Here is a 15,023-nt window from a genome sequence, read left to right on the forward strand (position 1 = left end):
CATACTGTCAGCATCATGCACCTTTTTCGGGTGCAATTTTTTGCAGAGCAAAACCTACAAGGGCTATTCAGGCGTGGCAAAATCATTTTTACGCAGTGGCAGTCTCAACGACATCCTTGCGCTGGGCGAAAACGGGCAACCGGTTTATGCCTCAGCCCTGCAATTACGGGAAACCTTACGTCTGCGTAAACAACCGTCGATTGCCGATTGTCTGGCTATTCCACAGCTTAATGAGTCGGGCGATCGTCTCGACTGGTACTCCCCGCGCGAGGGTAAAGTGATCTCCTGGGCTGCCGCGACCGATGCGGCGCGGGCGTCGGCATTGCGTCACCTCGAAAACTGCCTCGACACCGTTGCGCACATCAGCGCTGCGGCGAAATCTTCAGAAAAATCAGCCTTGCAGTTTTTCGGCGCATTGCTGGAAAAAGCTTTCCGTTTTCCGGATCAAAATCACGTCTATCTGGTCGGCGGCCAGCCGGTACTGACTTTCTGGGGGTTTGTGAGCCTGGATAACAGCAGCAATGCCGATGCGTTCGCCTGTCTGCGTGAGACGGTGAAAGCCGATGAACCTTTACCCGCCTTCGCCATGGCCGCCGACGATGCAGCGGCTGATATGCCACCTGCCGAGCCGGTTCGCGTGGTGAAAACCATTGAAGCGCGCGCCGCCGAGCAGGATGTGCCGGAGCCTGTGCCTGTCGTCACGCGCCGTAAAATTTCGCCTCTGATGTGGGCGCTGCCCGCCGTTGCGCTGGTGATTGCCGGTTCTGCTGCCGGCTGGCTTTATTCCCGTACGCCCGCCGCGCCTGTGGCCGTCGCTCAGTCACAACCAAAACCTGCGCCGCAGACCATTGAGCCGCGCGCCATTGCGCCGAGGCCGGTGGTGGCTGAACCCGAGGCTAAAGCAGAGGCCGCTAGCGTGCCGCAAGTGAAAGCGACACAAACCCCGGCGGCGCTGCCCGTCGCACCTGCTGCGGTGGTGGTGGTGGCCTCGCCTGAACCGGTTTCGGACGTCGAGAAAAATCCTGTCGTGGCAGAGCCTGCGCCAGTTCCCGTCAGTAAGAACGCGCTGGTGATGCCACCGGACGCGGTGAAAATCGGTTCGACCAAATTCCTCAACGGCAACTGGAATGTGATCGTCGATATTAAGGATCCGGTGACCGGCAAGCCGCCGGTGCTGCGTTATCAAATCAAACAAGGTCAGGGCACGGTGAAAATCAGCTACGGCGCAGGCATTACCTGCCGGGCTGCCATCAATGCCGGGCTGATGCAGTCGGGAAATCTGGTGATCAACAGCCGCTACCGCGCCAAATGCAGCGACGGTTCCCGCTATCAGATGCCGGAAATCAGCTGTACTCAGGCCGCGACCGGCGCCGCTGTGTGTCAGGGGCGCTACAACGGTGACACGGTTTATCCCATGACGATAAAGCGCGAAGGTAAATAACAGCATGCTGGCAACGATTACTGATTTTAAACAAAAAATTACCCTGATTCAGGACAGCGGGATCCAGTTCCTCGACTTCGCGCTAAAACCCGTCTGGGATGAGGCCCTGCCCGCGAAATTCGTGCGTAAAAGCGCGAACGGCCCGCTGCTGCGTCTGGAGTATAACGCGCAAAGTGGCCGTCATTTTCTGCCGGGGCTGGACGGCGGCGCGCCTGAAGTGGTGCGTCCGGAGTTCAGTTTTCCGCTGGAGCAGTCTCTGCAATTGCTGGATCAGATCTGGCTTCCGCTGCCGTTTCTGCGCTTTAATCCGCCCCGTACCTTTATGGCGGGCCCGGATAACTGGGCGCGGGTGCAGATCCGCGCACTTGAGACGCCGGAAGCCGACGGCAGTACGCATCGCGTGGTGATCGCATTTGATACCCGTGTGGCCGAAGGTGATGACGAACAGTCGCTGCTCGCGCCGACGCCGGACGATGTGAAGAATGGTATTCATTTTGCGCTGGCATGGCACAACGAAGAGTTGCTCGATTTTCTCGACCAGACCTGGGTGGACGGCTGGCTGCGTGAAGTGTTCACCGAACAGGTGGCGATCCGTGAGCTGCGTGAAGTGCGCAATATCAAAGTGGCGCTGCGCGAGTTTGAATATCAGGCGCATTACCTCAATCTGCTGGGCATGCTCGGCAGCCAGCTGGGTATCCCTGAACTGAAGATCAACGGCGCCACGTTGCAGGAACCCTCGATCAACGTCGATCTTATTCTGGACGTCGGCAACTCGCACACCTGCGGCATTCTGGTGGAAGATCACGTGGGTGAAACCGATGGTCTGAAACAAACCAGCGAACTGCAACTGCGGGACCTGTCGCAGCCGCATTATCTCTATAACGAGCTGTTTGAAAGCCGGGTGGAATTCTCGCAGGCGCGTTTTGGAAAGCCGAATTTCTCAGTTGAAAGTGGCCGTGATGACGCTTTCATCTGGCCGTCCATTTTGCGCGCCGGTCGTGAAGCCAGCCGTCTGGCCCAGTTGCGTGAAGGAACGGAAGGATCCACCGGACTTTCCAGCCCGCGCCGCTATTTGTGGGATGAAGACAGTTACACGCCAGGCTGGCGTTTCAGCCAGGGCGGCCACGGCGCGGTACAGGAGCCGGTGGCTGCTGCCATGCCGCTGACTTTTCTGATCAACGACGAAGGCCAGCCGTTGTCCGATCTGGCACCGGAGGAACGCCTGCCGGTGTTTTCCGCGCACTACAGCCGCAGTTCCGTGATGACGCTGATGCTCTCTGAGCTGCTGGCGCAGGCGCTGATGCAAATCAACAGCCCTGCCCAGCGCGCCAAAATGCTGCGTTCTTCCGCGCCGCGCCAGCTGCGAAACATCATTCTGACCCTGCCTTCGGCGATGCCGAAACCGGAGCGCGAAATCTTCCGCCGCCGCATGCAGGAGGCCATCGGTCTGGTGTGGAAATCCATGGGCTGGCATCCTTCTGACGACGGATTCAAAACCCAGAGCGATAAGGCCAAAAGCCGCATGCCGGTGCCGGATGTGCAGATGGAGTGGGATGAAGCCACCTGCGGGCAAATGGTCTACCTGTATAACGAAACGCAGGTGAATTTCGGCGGCCATACCGGCGAGTTTTTTGCCAGCATGGCACGCCCCGATCGTGAACTGGCCGATGACGAACCGGTGGGCAAAACCCTGCGTATCGCCTCGATCGATATCGGCGGTGGCACCACCGATTTAGCCATTACGCAATACTGGCTCGACGACGGTATGGGCAATAACGTCAAAATTACCCCGCGCCTGCTGTTCCGTGAAGGGTTTAAAGTGGCGGGCGATGACATCCTGCTGGACGTGATCCAGCTGTATATTTTGCCTGCCCTGCACGCCACGCTGAAAAAAGCCGGTCTGGCGAACCCTGACAGCCTGATGACGCGGCTGTTCGGCAGCGAAGGCCGCATGGACGGCCACGCCACGCTGCGTCAGCAAAGCACGTTACAGATTTTTATTCCGTTGGCCCGCGCCGTGCTGGAAGTGTACGAAGGCTTTGATCCGCTGGACACGCATGCCGAAATCGACGCGCCGTTCGCGGAACTTCTTGAACAGCGCCCGACGCAAAAAGTGCTCGATTATCTGCACGGCGAGATCCAGCGTGCGCTGCCTGCCGGTTCGGAGATGTTCGACATCATGCAGGCGCCGCTGGTGCTGAAACTGAGCAAGCTGCACAGCGAGTTTTTATCCAACCGAATGAGCATTACGCAGAATCTGCGTTCGCTGTGCGAAGTGGTGTCGCTGCACGACTGCGACGTGTTGCTGCTGACCGGGCGTCCGTCGCGCTTCCCCGGTATCCAGGCGCTGTTCCGCCACCTGCAACCGCTGCCGATTAACCGCATGCTGTCCCTGGATGGCTATCACACCAGCGGCTGGTATCCGTTCAATAAACTGGGCCGCATTGATAACCCGAAATCCACTGCCGCCGTCGGCGCGATGCTGTGCCTGCTGGCGCTGGATCTCCGTCTGCCGGGCTTTTATTTCAAGGCCGGGGATTTTCAGCCTTATTCCACCGTGCGCTATCTCGGGATGCTCGACGGCAATCAGGCGCTCACCGACGATAACGTCTGCTACAGCGACATCGATCTCGATGCCCACGATTATAAACTCGACGGCGCGGCCAACTTCCGCATACGCGGGGCGATCTGTCTGGGCTTCCGTCAGCTTGAAAATGAGCGCTGGCCTGCATCACCGCTGTATACCCTGTCTATCGCCGAGCCGGAGCTGGCGCGTAAAGTCGCCGGTGACAGCGTGCTGCGCGTGAAACTGGCGGTGAAAAAAGGGGAAGATCACCCGACGCCGGAATATTTCGACATCGCCAGCGCAGTGCTGGATAACGGCACCAAAGTGCCGTCTCACCATCTGCGACTTCGGCTGAACACACTGGGCGAGAACTATTACTGGATCGACAGTGGGAGCGTATTTGTTTCATGACCACAACAACGTTAAGCACCGACCTGCTGCAACAGCAATTCGCGCACCTCGATGACACCATCGGCGACGCGCTGGAATGGGTGGAACAGACCCGCGAACAGGCACCGCGTCTGGATCTGGAAGCAGATCGCCTGAATCTGCAACTCAAACGCTGCCGCGACAAAGCCCGCCGTCTGACGCAGGCGACACAACTGCCGCAGACGCTGGGCTTTTACGGCCATTCTCAGGCCGGAAAATCTTATCTGATTTGCGCACTGGCCGCCGGCAACTACGGGCGTCTCGAAACGCGCCTGGGCGGCGTCACGCTCGATTACCTGACGCAGATTAACCCGGGTAACCGCGCTGCGCGTCTGGCGACCCGCTTTACCCGTCAGACTGAAGTGAAAGACCGCGCGTTTCCGGTGCGGGTGCTGCTGCTCAATGAGGCCGATCTGGCCCGAATTATGGTGCGCGCCTTCCAGCCGGATGCGCACTACCACGTCCCGGATACCCAGCAGATCACCGAACATCTGAATAAGCTGATGATGCACCGTCAGCCGCTGCCGGTGCCAGGATTCCGGAGTGAGGAGATGATGGGATTATGGGATTCCATGATTCGTCTCGACGCGCGCCGCTTCCGTCATCTGAATGCCCACTACTGGCCGGTTGCGGTGCAGCTCGCGCCGTACCTGAATATCGACGATCGCGCACGCCTGTTCTCCCTGCTGTGGGGCAACGTCCCCGCGCTGACGACGGCGTATCGCCATTACGCACACACGCTGCAACATCTGGGCGGTGCGCAGAGTCTGCTCGCACCGCTGAGCGTGTTAGTGGATGACGCAATGCAACCGGCCGACGGCATTTTCAGTCAGTCCCCGGCTTATGATATTGAAATTTCTGTTTGCCCGGAATTCGCCGGTGAAAGCCATGCGCCGGTGACGTTGTCCCTGGAAGAGCTGACGATGCTGGCCGCCGAAGTGCAGATCCCCCTGCTTTCTCCTCCGCGCGAAGCGCTGTTTGAAGAGATCGATCTGCTGGATCTGCCGGGCTACGGCGCGGCGGAGGAAGAGGTTGACGGCGAGGACGACATCACTCCGCTGTTTCGCGCCAAGATCGCCTGTCTGCCGGAGCGTTATACCGATCGCCATGAAATGAACATGCTGATGGTGTGCACCGCCGCTGACCGCCGTGACGATGTGGTCGCCGTTGGCCGCACGCTGGAACACTGGGTCAAAGAGATGCACGGCGAGAATCCGCAGGTGCGCAGCCGCCGCAAACCGGGTCTGGTGTGGGTGCTGACGCCGTTCGACCGCCGTATGACCGAATCGGTACATTACGATGAAGCGGTACAGCGCCATGTGGGGAATCCGGGCGATGCCTGGGGTGCATTGCTGGCCATGGACGATCGCGGGTTACAGCGTATGGCTGATTATCTGGTGGCGGAAATTCGCCCTGAAATCCGGCTCAACCGTCTGGCCGAACAGCGCGATGAGTTACGCCGAGAACTGGCCGATAACCTGCTGGGCAGCTGGTATCAGGAAGGTGAAACGGCAGATCCGGCACAGAAACAGCGTACCGTACAGACTGTGATCAAGGCGCTGCAAACCCGAACCGGCGTTCACGGCGAACTGCTGGAAAAACTGTTGCCGGGACGTGATGAGTTGCACCGTATTTACCGGGAACTGTCCGAACAGCCCGACGACGCCCGCGTGCAGGATGAGGCAGGCGTGGAAAGTTTTGGTATCGGCATCAATATCGATCTGTTTGCTGAACAGCAGGATACGCAGGTCTGGCAGGAAAAAGCCGATGACGGCACCGCGTTTGCGCGGCAGGTACAGCGTTACTGGGTCAACCATTTACGCAGTTTGCCGGAAAACGAACCGCTGATTGCGCTGATTGGCGTGGCCAAACCCACCGTCGAATTACTGATGGAAGAGCTGATTACCGCCAGTTTCCGTCTGGAAATGGGCGATGCGCTGATCCGCACGCTGGGCGGCGCTCTGCCCGCCGGTACGCGTGAACACGAGCATCACGCAGACCGTCAGGTTTCCCGCGCGCTGACCGTGTTAGGCGATTTTGTCGCCTGGCTGGGTTTTGAAAAACTGAGCGAGGCGCAACGCCCGGAAAGCCGGATCAATAAAGGCAGCAAGATTTTCGCCAAACCGCAGAAAAGCGTAGCCAGCTGGAAATCGACCCAGCGCCTGACCAAACTCTCCGCTGCGCCAGCCAATGCCACCGCGTTTTATATTTACGACTGGCTGGTCGGTTTACAGGAAAGCATCATGCGCAATGCGGGCTATGCCGCCGGCGGGGAAATTCCGTTGTCGCAGCGTGAAGGTCTGGAGCGTTTGCTGAAGGCGTTAAAAACCGCGGAGTGATAAATACATAAACCGGAACATCAGAGTGATGTTCCGGTTTTATTTTGTGGCGCGTGCGGCCATGTTTGTTGCAGCGGATTATTTGTTCAGTTGATCAACCAGCAGCACAGCAGCCTCGGCAGAAGAACCCGGGTTTTGTCCGGTGATCAGCAGGCCTTCGCGTACCACGTAAGAACCCCAGTCAGCGCCTTTGGAATAGACACCCCCCAGTTTTTTCAGCTCATCTTCCACCAGGAAAGGCACCACGTCGGTCAGGCCAACCGCTTCTTCTTCGGTATTGGTAAAACCGGTGACTTTTTTGCCCTGAACCAGCGGATTGCCCTGCTCATCTTTCACGTGACGCAGCACGCCCGGCGCATGGCACACCAGCGCAACAGGTTTACTGGCAGCGATGAACGATTCGATCAGTTCAATGGAGTGTTTATCTTCCGCCAGATCCCACAATGGACCGTGGCCGCCAGGGTAGAATACGGCGTCGAAATCAGCCTGCGAAACGCTGTCCAGACGCACTGTCTCTGCCAGCTGAGCGTTGGCCTGCGCATCGGCTTCAAAGCGGTGGGTTTGTTCTGTCTGGAAATCCGGCTCATTGCTTTTCGGGTCCAGCGGTGGCTGGCCGCCAGCCGGTGAGGCCAGCACAATCTCTGCGCCTGCATCTTTGAACGCGTAGTAAGGCGCTGCCAGCTCTTCCAGCCAGAAACCGGTTTTGCGGCCAGTGTTACCCAGTGTGTCGTGTGACGTCAGAACCATCAGAATTTTCATGTTGTGTATCCCGTTTGTGATGTTGCAGGTTGTCTTTAATAGTAGATCAGTAATAGTAGACCAGTCGTCTTGTAATTGCTTTCAAAAAAACACCTCAGCGCGAGGTGTATTTTCTGACCATCCGTTTAGCGAGGTGGATGGACAATCTGTTGTGTCATTGCCATGGCAGCGTCAAAAGGTTGCGTATTGCGCACAATTTTCACCATCACGCTTGAGCCCAGCCACAGCTGATACAGCCCTTGTGCGGCCATCAGCGGTTTATCAGTGACGGTCATCGACCCTTCTTCAACGCCAGTTTCAATCACTTTCGCGATGCGGCTGATAATGCCGGAGGTGCCTGCATCAAGCGCCTGACGCATCGATTCAGAGAGATCCGCCACTTCTGCGCCGAGTTTTACGGCGAGGCATTTTCCCTTACAATCGTAAAAAGACTGACTCTCCTGCCACTGCTGCCAGTAATTCATCAGCCGCTGCGCCATGGTCAGGCCGGGCTGTGAAAATGTGGCATCCATTTCAGCGAGGTAATCCTGAAAATAGCTTTTCAGCAGTTCTTCGCCAAACGCATCTTTCGAACTGAAGTAATGGTAAAAAGAACCCTTCGGAACGGATGCCGTGGTCAGAATTTCATTCAGGCCGACGGCCGAGAAGCCTTTCTTCGCCATGAGTGACTGCCCCACATCGAGAATGTGCTTACGGTGATCGGTCTTGCCTGTGTCAGATGCTTTTGTCGTGTTCATGGGCTCAATCTATATTGAATTAGACCAGTCGTCTAGTGGTTATTTGAAAAAAGTCGCTGCTGAGGTTCTGTATTGAGGCTAAACGTCAGTTTTTCGTCAAGATTTCATCGCGCAATCTACAAAATTATCTCAACTTTCTGTAAATTTGGCCGATAAAACTTCTTTCAGTTGTATTCAGCTTACGCCTCTGGGGTCATACGGATGTTGATTGGGATTGATTTAGGCACGTCAAACTGCGCGGTGGCTCTCTGGCAGGACGGTGGTTCCGTTCTGATCCCTAACGTTTATGGAAAAAATCTGACGCCTTCGGTGGTCGGGCTGGACGATGACGGCCACATATTGGTCGGCGCTCCCGCGCATACACGATTGTTCACGCATCCTCATCTCACCCTTTCAAGTTTTAAGCGCTTCATGGGGACCGATCATCAGTTCCGTCTCGGTAAGCAATATTTTCGTGCGGAAGAGCTCTCCGCCCTGCTGCTGCGCAGCCTGAAAGCCGATGTGGAACAGCATTGCGGGTGTGAGATCACCCGGGCGATTATCACCGTCCCCGCTTATTTCAACGATATTCAGCGTAAAGCGGTGAAAGCGGCCGGTGAACTGGCGGGGTTACATGTCGAACGCCTGCTGAACGAACCGACGGCGGCGTCGCTGGCATACGGGCTGGTGAATCAGCAGGAACAGAAATTCCTGGTGTTCGATCTGGGTGGCGGCACTTTTGATGTTTCGATCATCGATATGTTCGAAGGTGTCATTGAAGTGCGCGCCAGCAGCGGTGACGTATTCCTCGGTGGCGATGATTTTACCCGCAGCCTGGTCGGCTGGATGCTGGCGCAATATCCGCAGCTGGATAAAGAGGACACCGCGCTCTTCGGCCAGCTGATTACGCTGGCAGAAAAGGCTAAGTGCCAGCTGACCACCGAAGACAGCGCGACGCTGAGATATCAGTGGAAAGAGCTCTCGCTGAACTGGACGCTGACCCCGGATATTTTGGCGCAATGCTGTGAAAGCACGCTGGAGCGCATGAAAAAACCGGTGATTCAGGCGCTGCGCGATGCCAAATTCTCAGCCGATGAAGTGGACCACGTGGTGCTGGTGGGCGGCGCAACCCGTATGCCGCTGGTACGTCAGGCGGTGGCGCGTCTGTTCGGGCGCTTCCCGCGCAGTGAACTGCAACCGGACGAAGCCGTGGCGCTGGGTGCCGGTATTCAGGCCGGGCTGGCGATGCAGGATCAGGCGCTCGATGACATCGTGCTGACCGATGTCATGCCCTTTACGCTCGGCATCGGCATTTCGCGCCCTAAAGGCGACGGCTACGAAGGCGGCCATTTCCTGCCGCTTATCGAACGAAATAGTTTTGTACCGGTCAGCCGGGTGGAAACCATCACGACGATTTCCGATCAGCAAAAACAGCTGGATGTGTCGATTTATCAGGGCGAAGCGCGCCGGGTAACGGACAATATTTTGCTCGGTTCGCTGCAGGTGGATGTGCCTGCGCGTCCGGCGGGTGAAATGACCGCCGACGTGCGTTTCACATATACGCTCGACGGCATTCTGGAAGTGGAATGCCTGATCTCTGGCACCGGTAAACTGGAAAAGCTGGTGATTGAAAAAGCACCGGGCAGCCTGACGCCGGCACAAATTACCGAAAGTTTACTGAAGCTGGAAAGCATCAAACAGCATCCGCGTGAGCAACTGGTCAATCGCCAGCTGGTGGCCGAAGCCAACGCGTATTATGAGCAGAGTCTTGGCGAACAGCGCCAGTTCATCGCCAGTCAGCTTTATCATTTTGAGCATGTTCTTGATTCGCAGGATGCGCGGCGGATTGCCGAAGCCCGCAAGGAGTTTGAAGCGCTGCTGGTGCATTTACGCCGGAACTGGGAATAACCGGTGGAGATCTGGTCCGTTCTTGGCATAGAACCCACCCAGGACATTACGGTGATCAAACGGGCGTATGCCCTTCAGCTGAAAAAAACGCGGCCTGATCAGGATCCCGACGCTTATCAGCAGTTGCGCGAGGCGTTTGAATCGGCCAGACGTGGCGAATACTTTTGGGCGGAAAGTGACATTGTCACCTGCCCGTTGCCTCTGATGGCACTTACCGATGAATCCCTGATCCGCCAGATGCAGGTGCACGCCCTGGTGTGCGACGCCGTTACCCTGCTGCTGTCAAATGAACAAGCCGGTCTGGTGCAGCTGTTTGCCTGCCTGTCGGACGATTTGCTGCAAAACCTTCAGATGCGCGAAATGTTCAGTCAGCAACTGGCTTGGGATTTGGCGGAACGTGACGGACTGACGCCGTCTGTGCTTGAGCAGGTGGCGGCGATGATGGAATGGGAAATCGACCATTATCAGCCGGTCGGGATTTCAATTTATCAGCTTCAGGCGCTGTACCAGCAGATTGAAAAGACCACCGGGCGCCGTTATCAGGCGGATTCGGGCATGCTGTGGAGTGACGACTGATGCTCTTTTTCTATTCAGGATTAGCGACGTGGGTGATTCGATGAGCAGCCAGGGAATATGGTCGGTATTAGGCATTGAGCCGACTCAGGATCTCAGTGAGATTAAACGGGCTTATGCCCGCCAGCTGAAAATTACGCGACCGGATCAGGATCCGCAGGGCTATCAGCGCCTGCGTGAAGCCTTCGATGCCGCGAAGAATCAGGGAAATGAGGACGTTTTAAGTGACGTTGTCACGAAAAGCGCGCGTCCTGACGATAACCTTAACGCTCCCCTGACGGACAGATTCATCCCGTACGAAATGGTCGATGAATTGCCGCCAGAACCCGACAATGTCTACCTGTTGCGCAGCCAGGTGCTTGAGCAAATCCCTCAGATCATTGATGCAATGATGGATGACGAAATCGCGGGCCTGAGCCGGCTGGAAAGTTATTTGCAGAGTGATTTACTGCAAAATCTCGAACTGCGGGAGATGTTCAGTCAGGAAATTGCCGGGCAACTCAGCGAGCGGGAAGGACTGTATTCGACGTTACTGAGCCAGATTTCCGCCATCATGGGCTGGGAGATCGACAATTATCAGCCTGCGGGTATTTCCGCCCGACGGCTGCAGGCGCTTCAGGCACAGATTGAAATGACCGGTGCGAATCATTATTGGTCTGTGATGATGCGTGAATATCAGGGGTCTGCGTTGAACCGGCTGCGTCTGAGGTTACTGACGGTGGAAGGTGCCACCGTCCCCTGGTGGGCAAAGCTGGTGCCTGATTTTATGTCGTCTTTGAGTCAAAAACTCAGGGAAATCAGGATGGATTATCCGGCGTTGTTACCGCGCCTGAATTCGGTTTTGCTTAATACCCTGGCTGAAACCCGTCTGATGCTGAGCTGGGGAGCGGTGTTCCTGAACGGTTTCTGGCTTTTGCTGATCATGCTGGCGACGCGTGAGCATCCTCAGCCGTGGCGCTCACGCCTGTTGCTCATCGCGATCATTGGCTTATATCTTCACGGTTACCCTTATCTGGAGCGAAAATTACGCTACCGGGCGCGCGGGCTGTGTGTGGCTCAATGTCTGCTGTCGCTGCTCTCAATCGCGATCATCGTAAAAATAATGCTCGGCTTCTTCAGGGTATTTGCTCCGGATGCAGGAAACCTGGTCATGGCGGTCACCCATTACGGCGTCCTCAGCGCCAGCAGTTTTTGTGTTCTCTGGATGATGGCACCTAAAACCTGGAAGTGGTACGGCGTGCCGTTAAATGCGATGACGTTACTGATGATATTGCCGTGGGAAGTGGTGAGGAAAAGCCGCGGGACCGTCAGTGCCGTGGCGTTTCTCATGCTGCTGTTTGTCTATTCGCTGCTGATTGCCGTGGGGTTTCGTTAAGAATGCGGGCAGCGCGCGCTGCCCGCCAGGTTGTCACTCTGCCAGGATCCACACGCTCACACTGCCTGCTTCGCAGTAGAATTGCGCCGTGCCGTGCTCGTCGGTTTCAATAATGTCGTCGCGATGTTCCAGTAAATCACGCCATTTTCGGTGCGCGAGATTTTCTCCCATGTCGATGGTTTTCTCCCCCGCTTCACTGTTGGACATCACCACCACGCAGCCCGGATGTTCTTCGGTGCCACTGCGTGAAAACGCAATACAGTTCGGATGATCGAAATAGTCCGTCTGCACACCCCATGCATGGGTTTGCCGGGCTTTGATTAATGTCTCGAGCCCTGGGATCGCAGGCATGTCGATGGTGTAATTGTTGCCGTCATCCCCCTCATCTTCGTAGGTCGCGCCTAACAAATCCGGGTAAAACACAATCGGCACGCCCTGCTCACGCAGCAGGATGAGGGCGTAGGCCAGCGGTTTGAACCAGGGCTCGATCGGCGCTTCCAGCGACTGCAACGGTTGGGTGTCGTGGTTAGCCACCAGCGTTACGGCGTGTGCCGGGTCTGCGGCCACCAGCGTGTTATCGAAAATCTGCGTGAAGTTGAAATCCGCACCCTGTTTTGACGCATGGTGGAAATTCAGCTGCAATGGCGCATCGAACAGCATGGTTTTGCCGTCGACCTGATCGATGTAATTTTGCAGCGTCGGCACATCATGCGACCAGTATTCCGCCACGATATACATGGGTTGATCGGCTTCAGCCTGAATATGATCAATCCAGTCTTTGTAAAACCACGCCGGAATGTGTTTTACGGCATCCAGACGAAAGCCGGTGCATTGGGTTTGATCCATCAGCCAGCGCGCCCAGAACTTCAGCTCTTCGTTGACCGCATTGTTACGAAAATCAACGTTGGCACCCATCAGATAATCGTAATTGCCGAATTCATCATCGACCTGATCGTTCCAGCCACCGGCGGTATAATCGTTGACGATTTTGAAGATACCGTTTTCATCCGGGTTTTCGATGTGGTCGACACCGCTGAAACAGTGGAAATCCCAGATGAATTTCGAGTACTGGCCCTGCCGTGCGGGAAACGTGAAACGCGTCCAGGCATCCGCTTCGATGATGTCATCGCTGATCTCTTCACGGTTATCAATATTCACACGGTTAACCTGCACACGCTCTTTCTCGTCAGCCCCCATTTTGTGGTTGAGCACCACGTCGAGGATAACGCCCAGCTGATGCGCTTTCAGCGCTGCAATGGCCGCCATCAGCGCTTCTTTATCGCCGTATTTGGTGCCACGCGTGCCCTTCTGGTCGAACTCACCGAGATCGAACAGATCATAGGTGTCGTACCCGACCGAATATCCACCGGAATCCCCTTTATAGGCGGGGGGTAACCAGGCTGCGGTAATGCCGATTTCGGCCAGCCATGCGGCCTTTTCTGCCACTTCCGGCCACAGTTTGCCACCGTCCGGGTAATACCAGTGAAAGAACTGAAACAACGTAGGATTCTGCATTCATGATTTCCATTCAGATGACCGGGAAATGAAGTATGGAGCAGGATTGGGAAAAATGCGGCGGAAGGAAAAAAAAAGCCGGTCAGCAATGCTGACCGGCCCGGAACGGCATCAGATCGGGATCAGTTGATTTCAGGGTGCTGATCGATCAGGTTCTTTCTTTTCGCCTGAAGTTCAGCAATCTGCGCATCAATATCTTCGATCTTGTGTTCGATATTGTCATGGTGCTCTTGCAGAATTTCTTTCGCTTCTGCACGGTCAGAGGCCGCTGGCGTAGCGCCTTTCAGCGGACGGTTTGCGGTTTCTTTCATGAAGATACCGGTGATCAGACCAATCACTGCCACCACCATCAGATAATACGCGGGCATGTAGAGGTTATTGGTGGATTCTACCAGCCAGGCGACGATGGTCGGCGTCAGACCGGCTATCAGCACTGACACGTTAAAGGCAATCGCCAGCGCACTGTAACGGATGTGCGTCGGGAACATGGCCGGTAATGTCGATGCCATCACGCCGATGAAGCAGTTGAGCAACACCGCAAGGATCAGCAGACCTAAGAAGATCAGGCCAATCACGCCGCTGTTAATCAGGATGAAGCACGGGATGGACAGAATAAACAGCCCCACGCTGCCGATCAGAATAAACGGCTTACGGCCAAAACGGTCACTCAGCATGCCCATGAACGGCTGGACAAACAGCATACCGACCATGATGGCAATAATGATCAGCACACCGTGGTCTTCTGAATAGTGCAGGCTGTGCGACAGATAGCTCGGCATGTACGTCAGCAACATGTAGTAAGTGACGTTAGTGGCGATCACCATACCGACGCAGACGATTAACGGTTTCCACTGTTTGGTCAGGATCTCGCGGAAAGAAACTCTCGGCGGCTCTGCAATGTCTTTACGGGAATCGCTGTCGATTTTATCCACGTGCTGCTGGAAGGTCGGGGTTTCTTCCAGCGCATGACGCAGGTAGATACCGATCAGGCCCAGCGGTGCGGCGATGAAGAACGGAATACGCCAGCCCCACTCGAGGAAGTTTGCTTCACCCACAATGCTGGAGATCAATACGACGACGCCCGCACCCAAGATGAAACCGGCGATCGAGCCGAAGTCCAGCCAGCTGCCGAGGAAGCCACGTTTTCTGTCCGGCGAGTATTCGGCAACAAAAATCGCGGCACCGGTGTATTCACCGCCCACGGAGAAGCCCTGCGCCAGTTTTGCCAGCAACAGAAGGATCGGAGCCCAGATACCGATGGTGGCGTAACCGGGGATCAACCCGATACAGAAGGTACTCACCGACATGATGATGATCGTGACGGACAAGACCTTTTGACGACCAAACTTATCACCCAGCGCACCAAAGAACAGACCGCCCAGAGGCCTGACCAGGAACGGAA

At 56.1% G+C, this 15,023-nt stretch carries 10 protein-coding genes; 6 read left to right on the forward strand and 4 right to left on the reverse strand.

What is annotated here, in order from left to right; genetic code table 11:
* Positions 1 to 73 precede the first annotated feature (73 nt).
* From ED901_RS17515 to ED901_RS17525, 3 genes are read left to right on the forward strand one after another with little or no spacing between them, the layout of a single operon-like run.
* Positions 74 to 1,441 (forward strand): SrfA family protein, encoded by a 1,368-nt coding sequence (locus tag ED901_RS17515; RefSeq protein ID WP_122096945.1) that lies wholly within the window; start codon positions 74 to 76, stop codon positions 1,439 to 1,441.
* 4 nt (positions 1,442 to 1,445) lie between these two features.
* The gene (locus ED901_RS17520; RefSeq protein WP_122096687.1) at positions 1,446 to 4,418 is read left to right on the forward strand and encodes a virulence factor SrfB; all 2,973 of its coding nucleotides are present in this window, start codon (positions 1,446 to 1,448) and stop codon (positions 4,416 to 4,418) included.
* A complete protein-coding gene (locus ED901_RS17525) occupies positions 4,415 to 6,775 on the forward strand; it encodes a virulence factor SrfC family protein (protein WP_122096688.1) in 2,361 nt (786 codons plus the stop codon). Before ED901_RS17520 ends, ED901_RS17525 begins: the two co-directional genes overlap by 4 nt.
* Positions 6,776 to 6,853: 78 nt before the next feature.
* Here ED901_RS17525 and ED901_RS17530 read toward each other — a convergent pair whose 3' ends face one another.
* Entirely contained in the window at positions 6,854 to 7,534 is a 681-nt protein-coding gene (locus ED901_RS17530) for a type 1 glutamine amidotransferase domain-containing protein (protein WP_122096689.1), read from the reverse strand.
* Positions 7,535 to 7,659: 125 nt separating this feature from the next.
* Positions 7,660 to 8,271 carry a TetR/AcrR family transcriptional regulator gene (locus ED901_RS17535; protein ID WP_122096690.1) on the reverse strand — a complete coding sequence of 204 codons (612 nt, stop codon included), beginning with the start codon at positions 8,269 to 8,271 and terminating at the stop codon, positions 7,660 to 7,662.
* 201 nt (positions 8,272 to 8,472) lie between these two features.
* Between ED901_RS17535 and ED901_RS17540 the strand changes: the two genes are divergently transcribed.
* Genes ED901_RS17540 through ED901_RS17550 form a run of 3 tightly spaced genes read left to right on the forward strand, consistent with a single transcriptional unit; the run spans position 8,473 to position 12,106 of the window.
* Positions 8,473 to 10,158: an Hsp70 family protein gene (locus tag ED901_RS17540; protein ID WP_122096691.1), complete on the forward strand. Its 1,686-nt coding sequence runs from the start codon at positions 8,473 to 8,475 to the stop codon at positions 10,156 to 10,158.
* Between the two features lie 3 nt (positions 10,159 to 10,161).
* On the forward strand, positions 10,162 to 10,734 hold the full coding sequence (locus ED901_RS17545) for a molecular chaperone DnaJ (protein ID WP_122096692.1): 573 nt from the start codon (positions 10,162 to 10,164) through the stop codon (positions 10,732 to 10,734).
* A gap of 28 nt (positions 10,735 to 10,762) precedes the next feature.
* A complete protein-coding gene (locus ED901_RS17550) occupies positions 10,763 to 12,106 on the forward strand; it encodes a J domain-containing protein (RefSeq protein WP_240993959.1) in 1,344 nt (447 codons plus the stop codon).
* Between the two features lie 33 nt (positions 12,107 to 12,139).
* Here ED901_RS17550 and amyA read toward each other — a convergent pair whose 3' ends face one another.
* Together amyA and proP are read right to left on the reverse strand one after the other, a co-directional pair.
* Positions 12,140 to 13,621: an alpha-amylase gene (gene amyA / locus ED901_RS17555; RefSeq protein ID WP_056773854.1), complete on the reverse strand. Its 1,482-nt coding sequence runs from the start codon at positions 13,619 to 13,621 to the stop codon at positions 12,140 to 12,142.
* Positions 13,622 to 13,743: 122 nt separating this feature from the next.
* Positions 13,744 to 15,023: glycine betaine/L-proline transporter ProP (gene proP / locus ED901_RS17560; protein ID WP_240993960.1), on the reverse strand; the 1,280-nt coding region annotated here is incomplete at its 5' end.

The organism is Rahnella sp. Larv3_ips, assembly GCF_003697865.1.
GTDB lineage: Bacteria > Pseudomonadota > Gammaproteobacteria > Enterobacterales > Enterobacteriaceae > Rahnella > Rahnella rivi.

What these genes read in the sequence shown, in the direction of transcription:
- ED901_RS17540 (WP_122096691.1), top strand. Translation starts at nt 8,473, where the DNA reads ATGTTGATTGGGATTGATTTAGGCACGTCAAACTGCGCGGTGGCTCTC.
- ED901_RS17535 (WP_122096690.1), bottom strand. Translation starts at nt 8,271, where the DNA reads ATGAACACGACAAAAGCATCTGACACAGGCAAGACCGATCACCGTAAG.
- ED901_RS17520 (WP_122096687.1), top strand. Translation starts at nt 1,446, where the DNA reads ATGCTGGCAACGATTACTGATTTTAAACAAAAAATTACCCTGATTCAG.
- amyA (WP_056773854.1), bottom strand. Translation starts at nt 13,621, where the DNA reads ATGCAGAATCCTACGTTGTTTCAGTTCTTTCACTGGTATTACCCGGAC.
- ED901_RS17530 (WP_122096689.1), bottom strand. Translation starts at nt 7,534, where the DNA reads ATGAAAATTCTGATGGTTCTGACGTCACACGACACACTGGGTAACACT.
- ED901_RS17525 (WP_122096688.1), top strand. Translation starts at nt 4,415, where the DNA reads ATGACCACAACAACGTTAAGCACCGACCTGCTGCAACAGCAATTCGCG.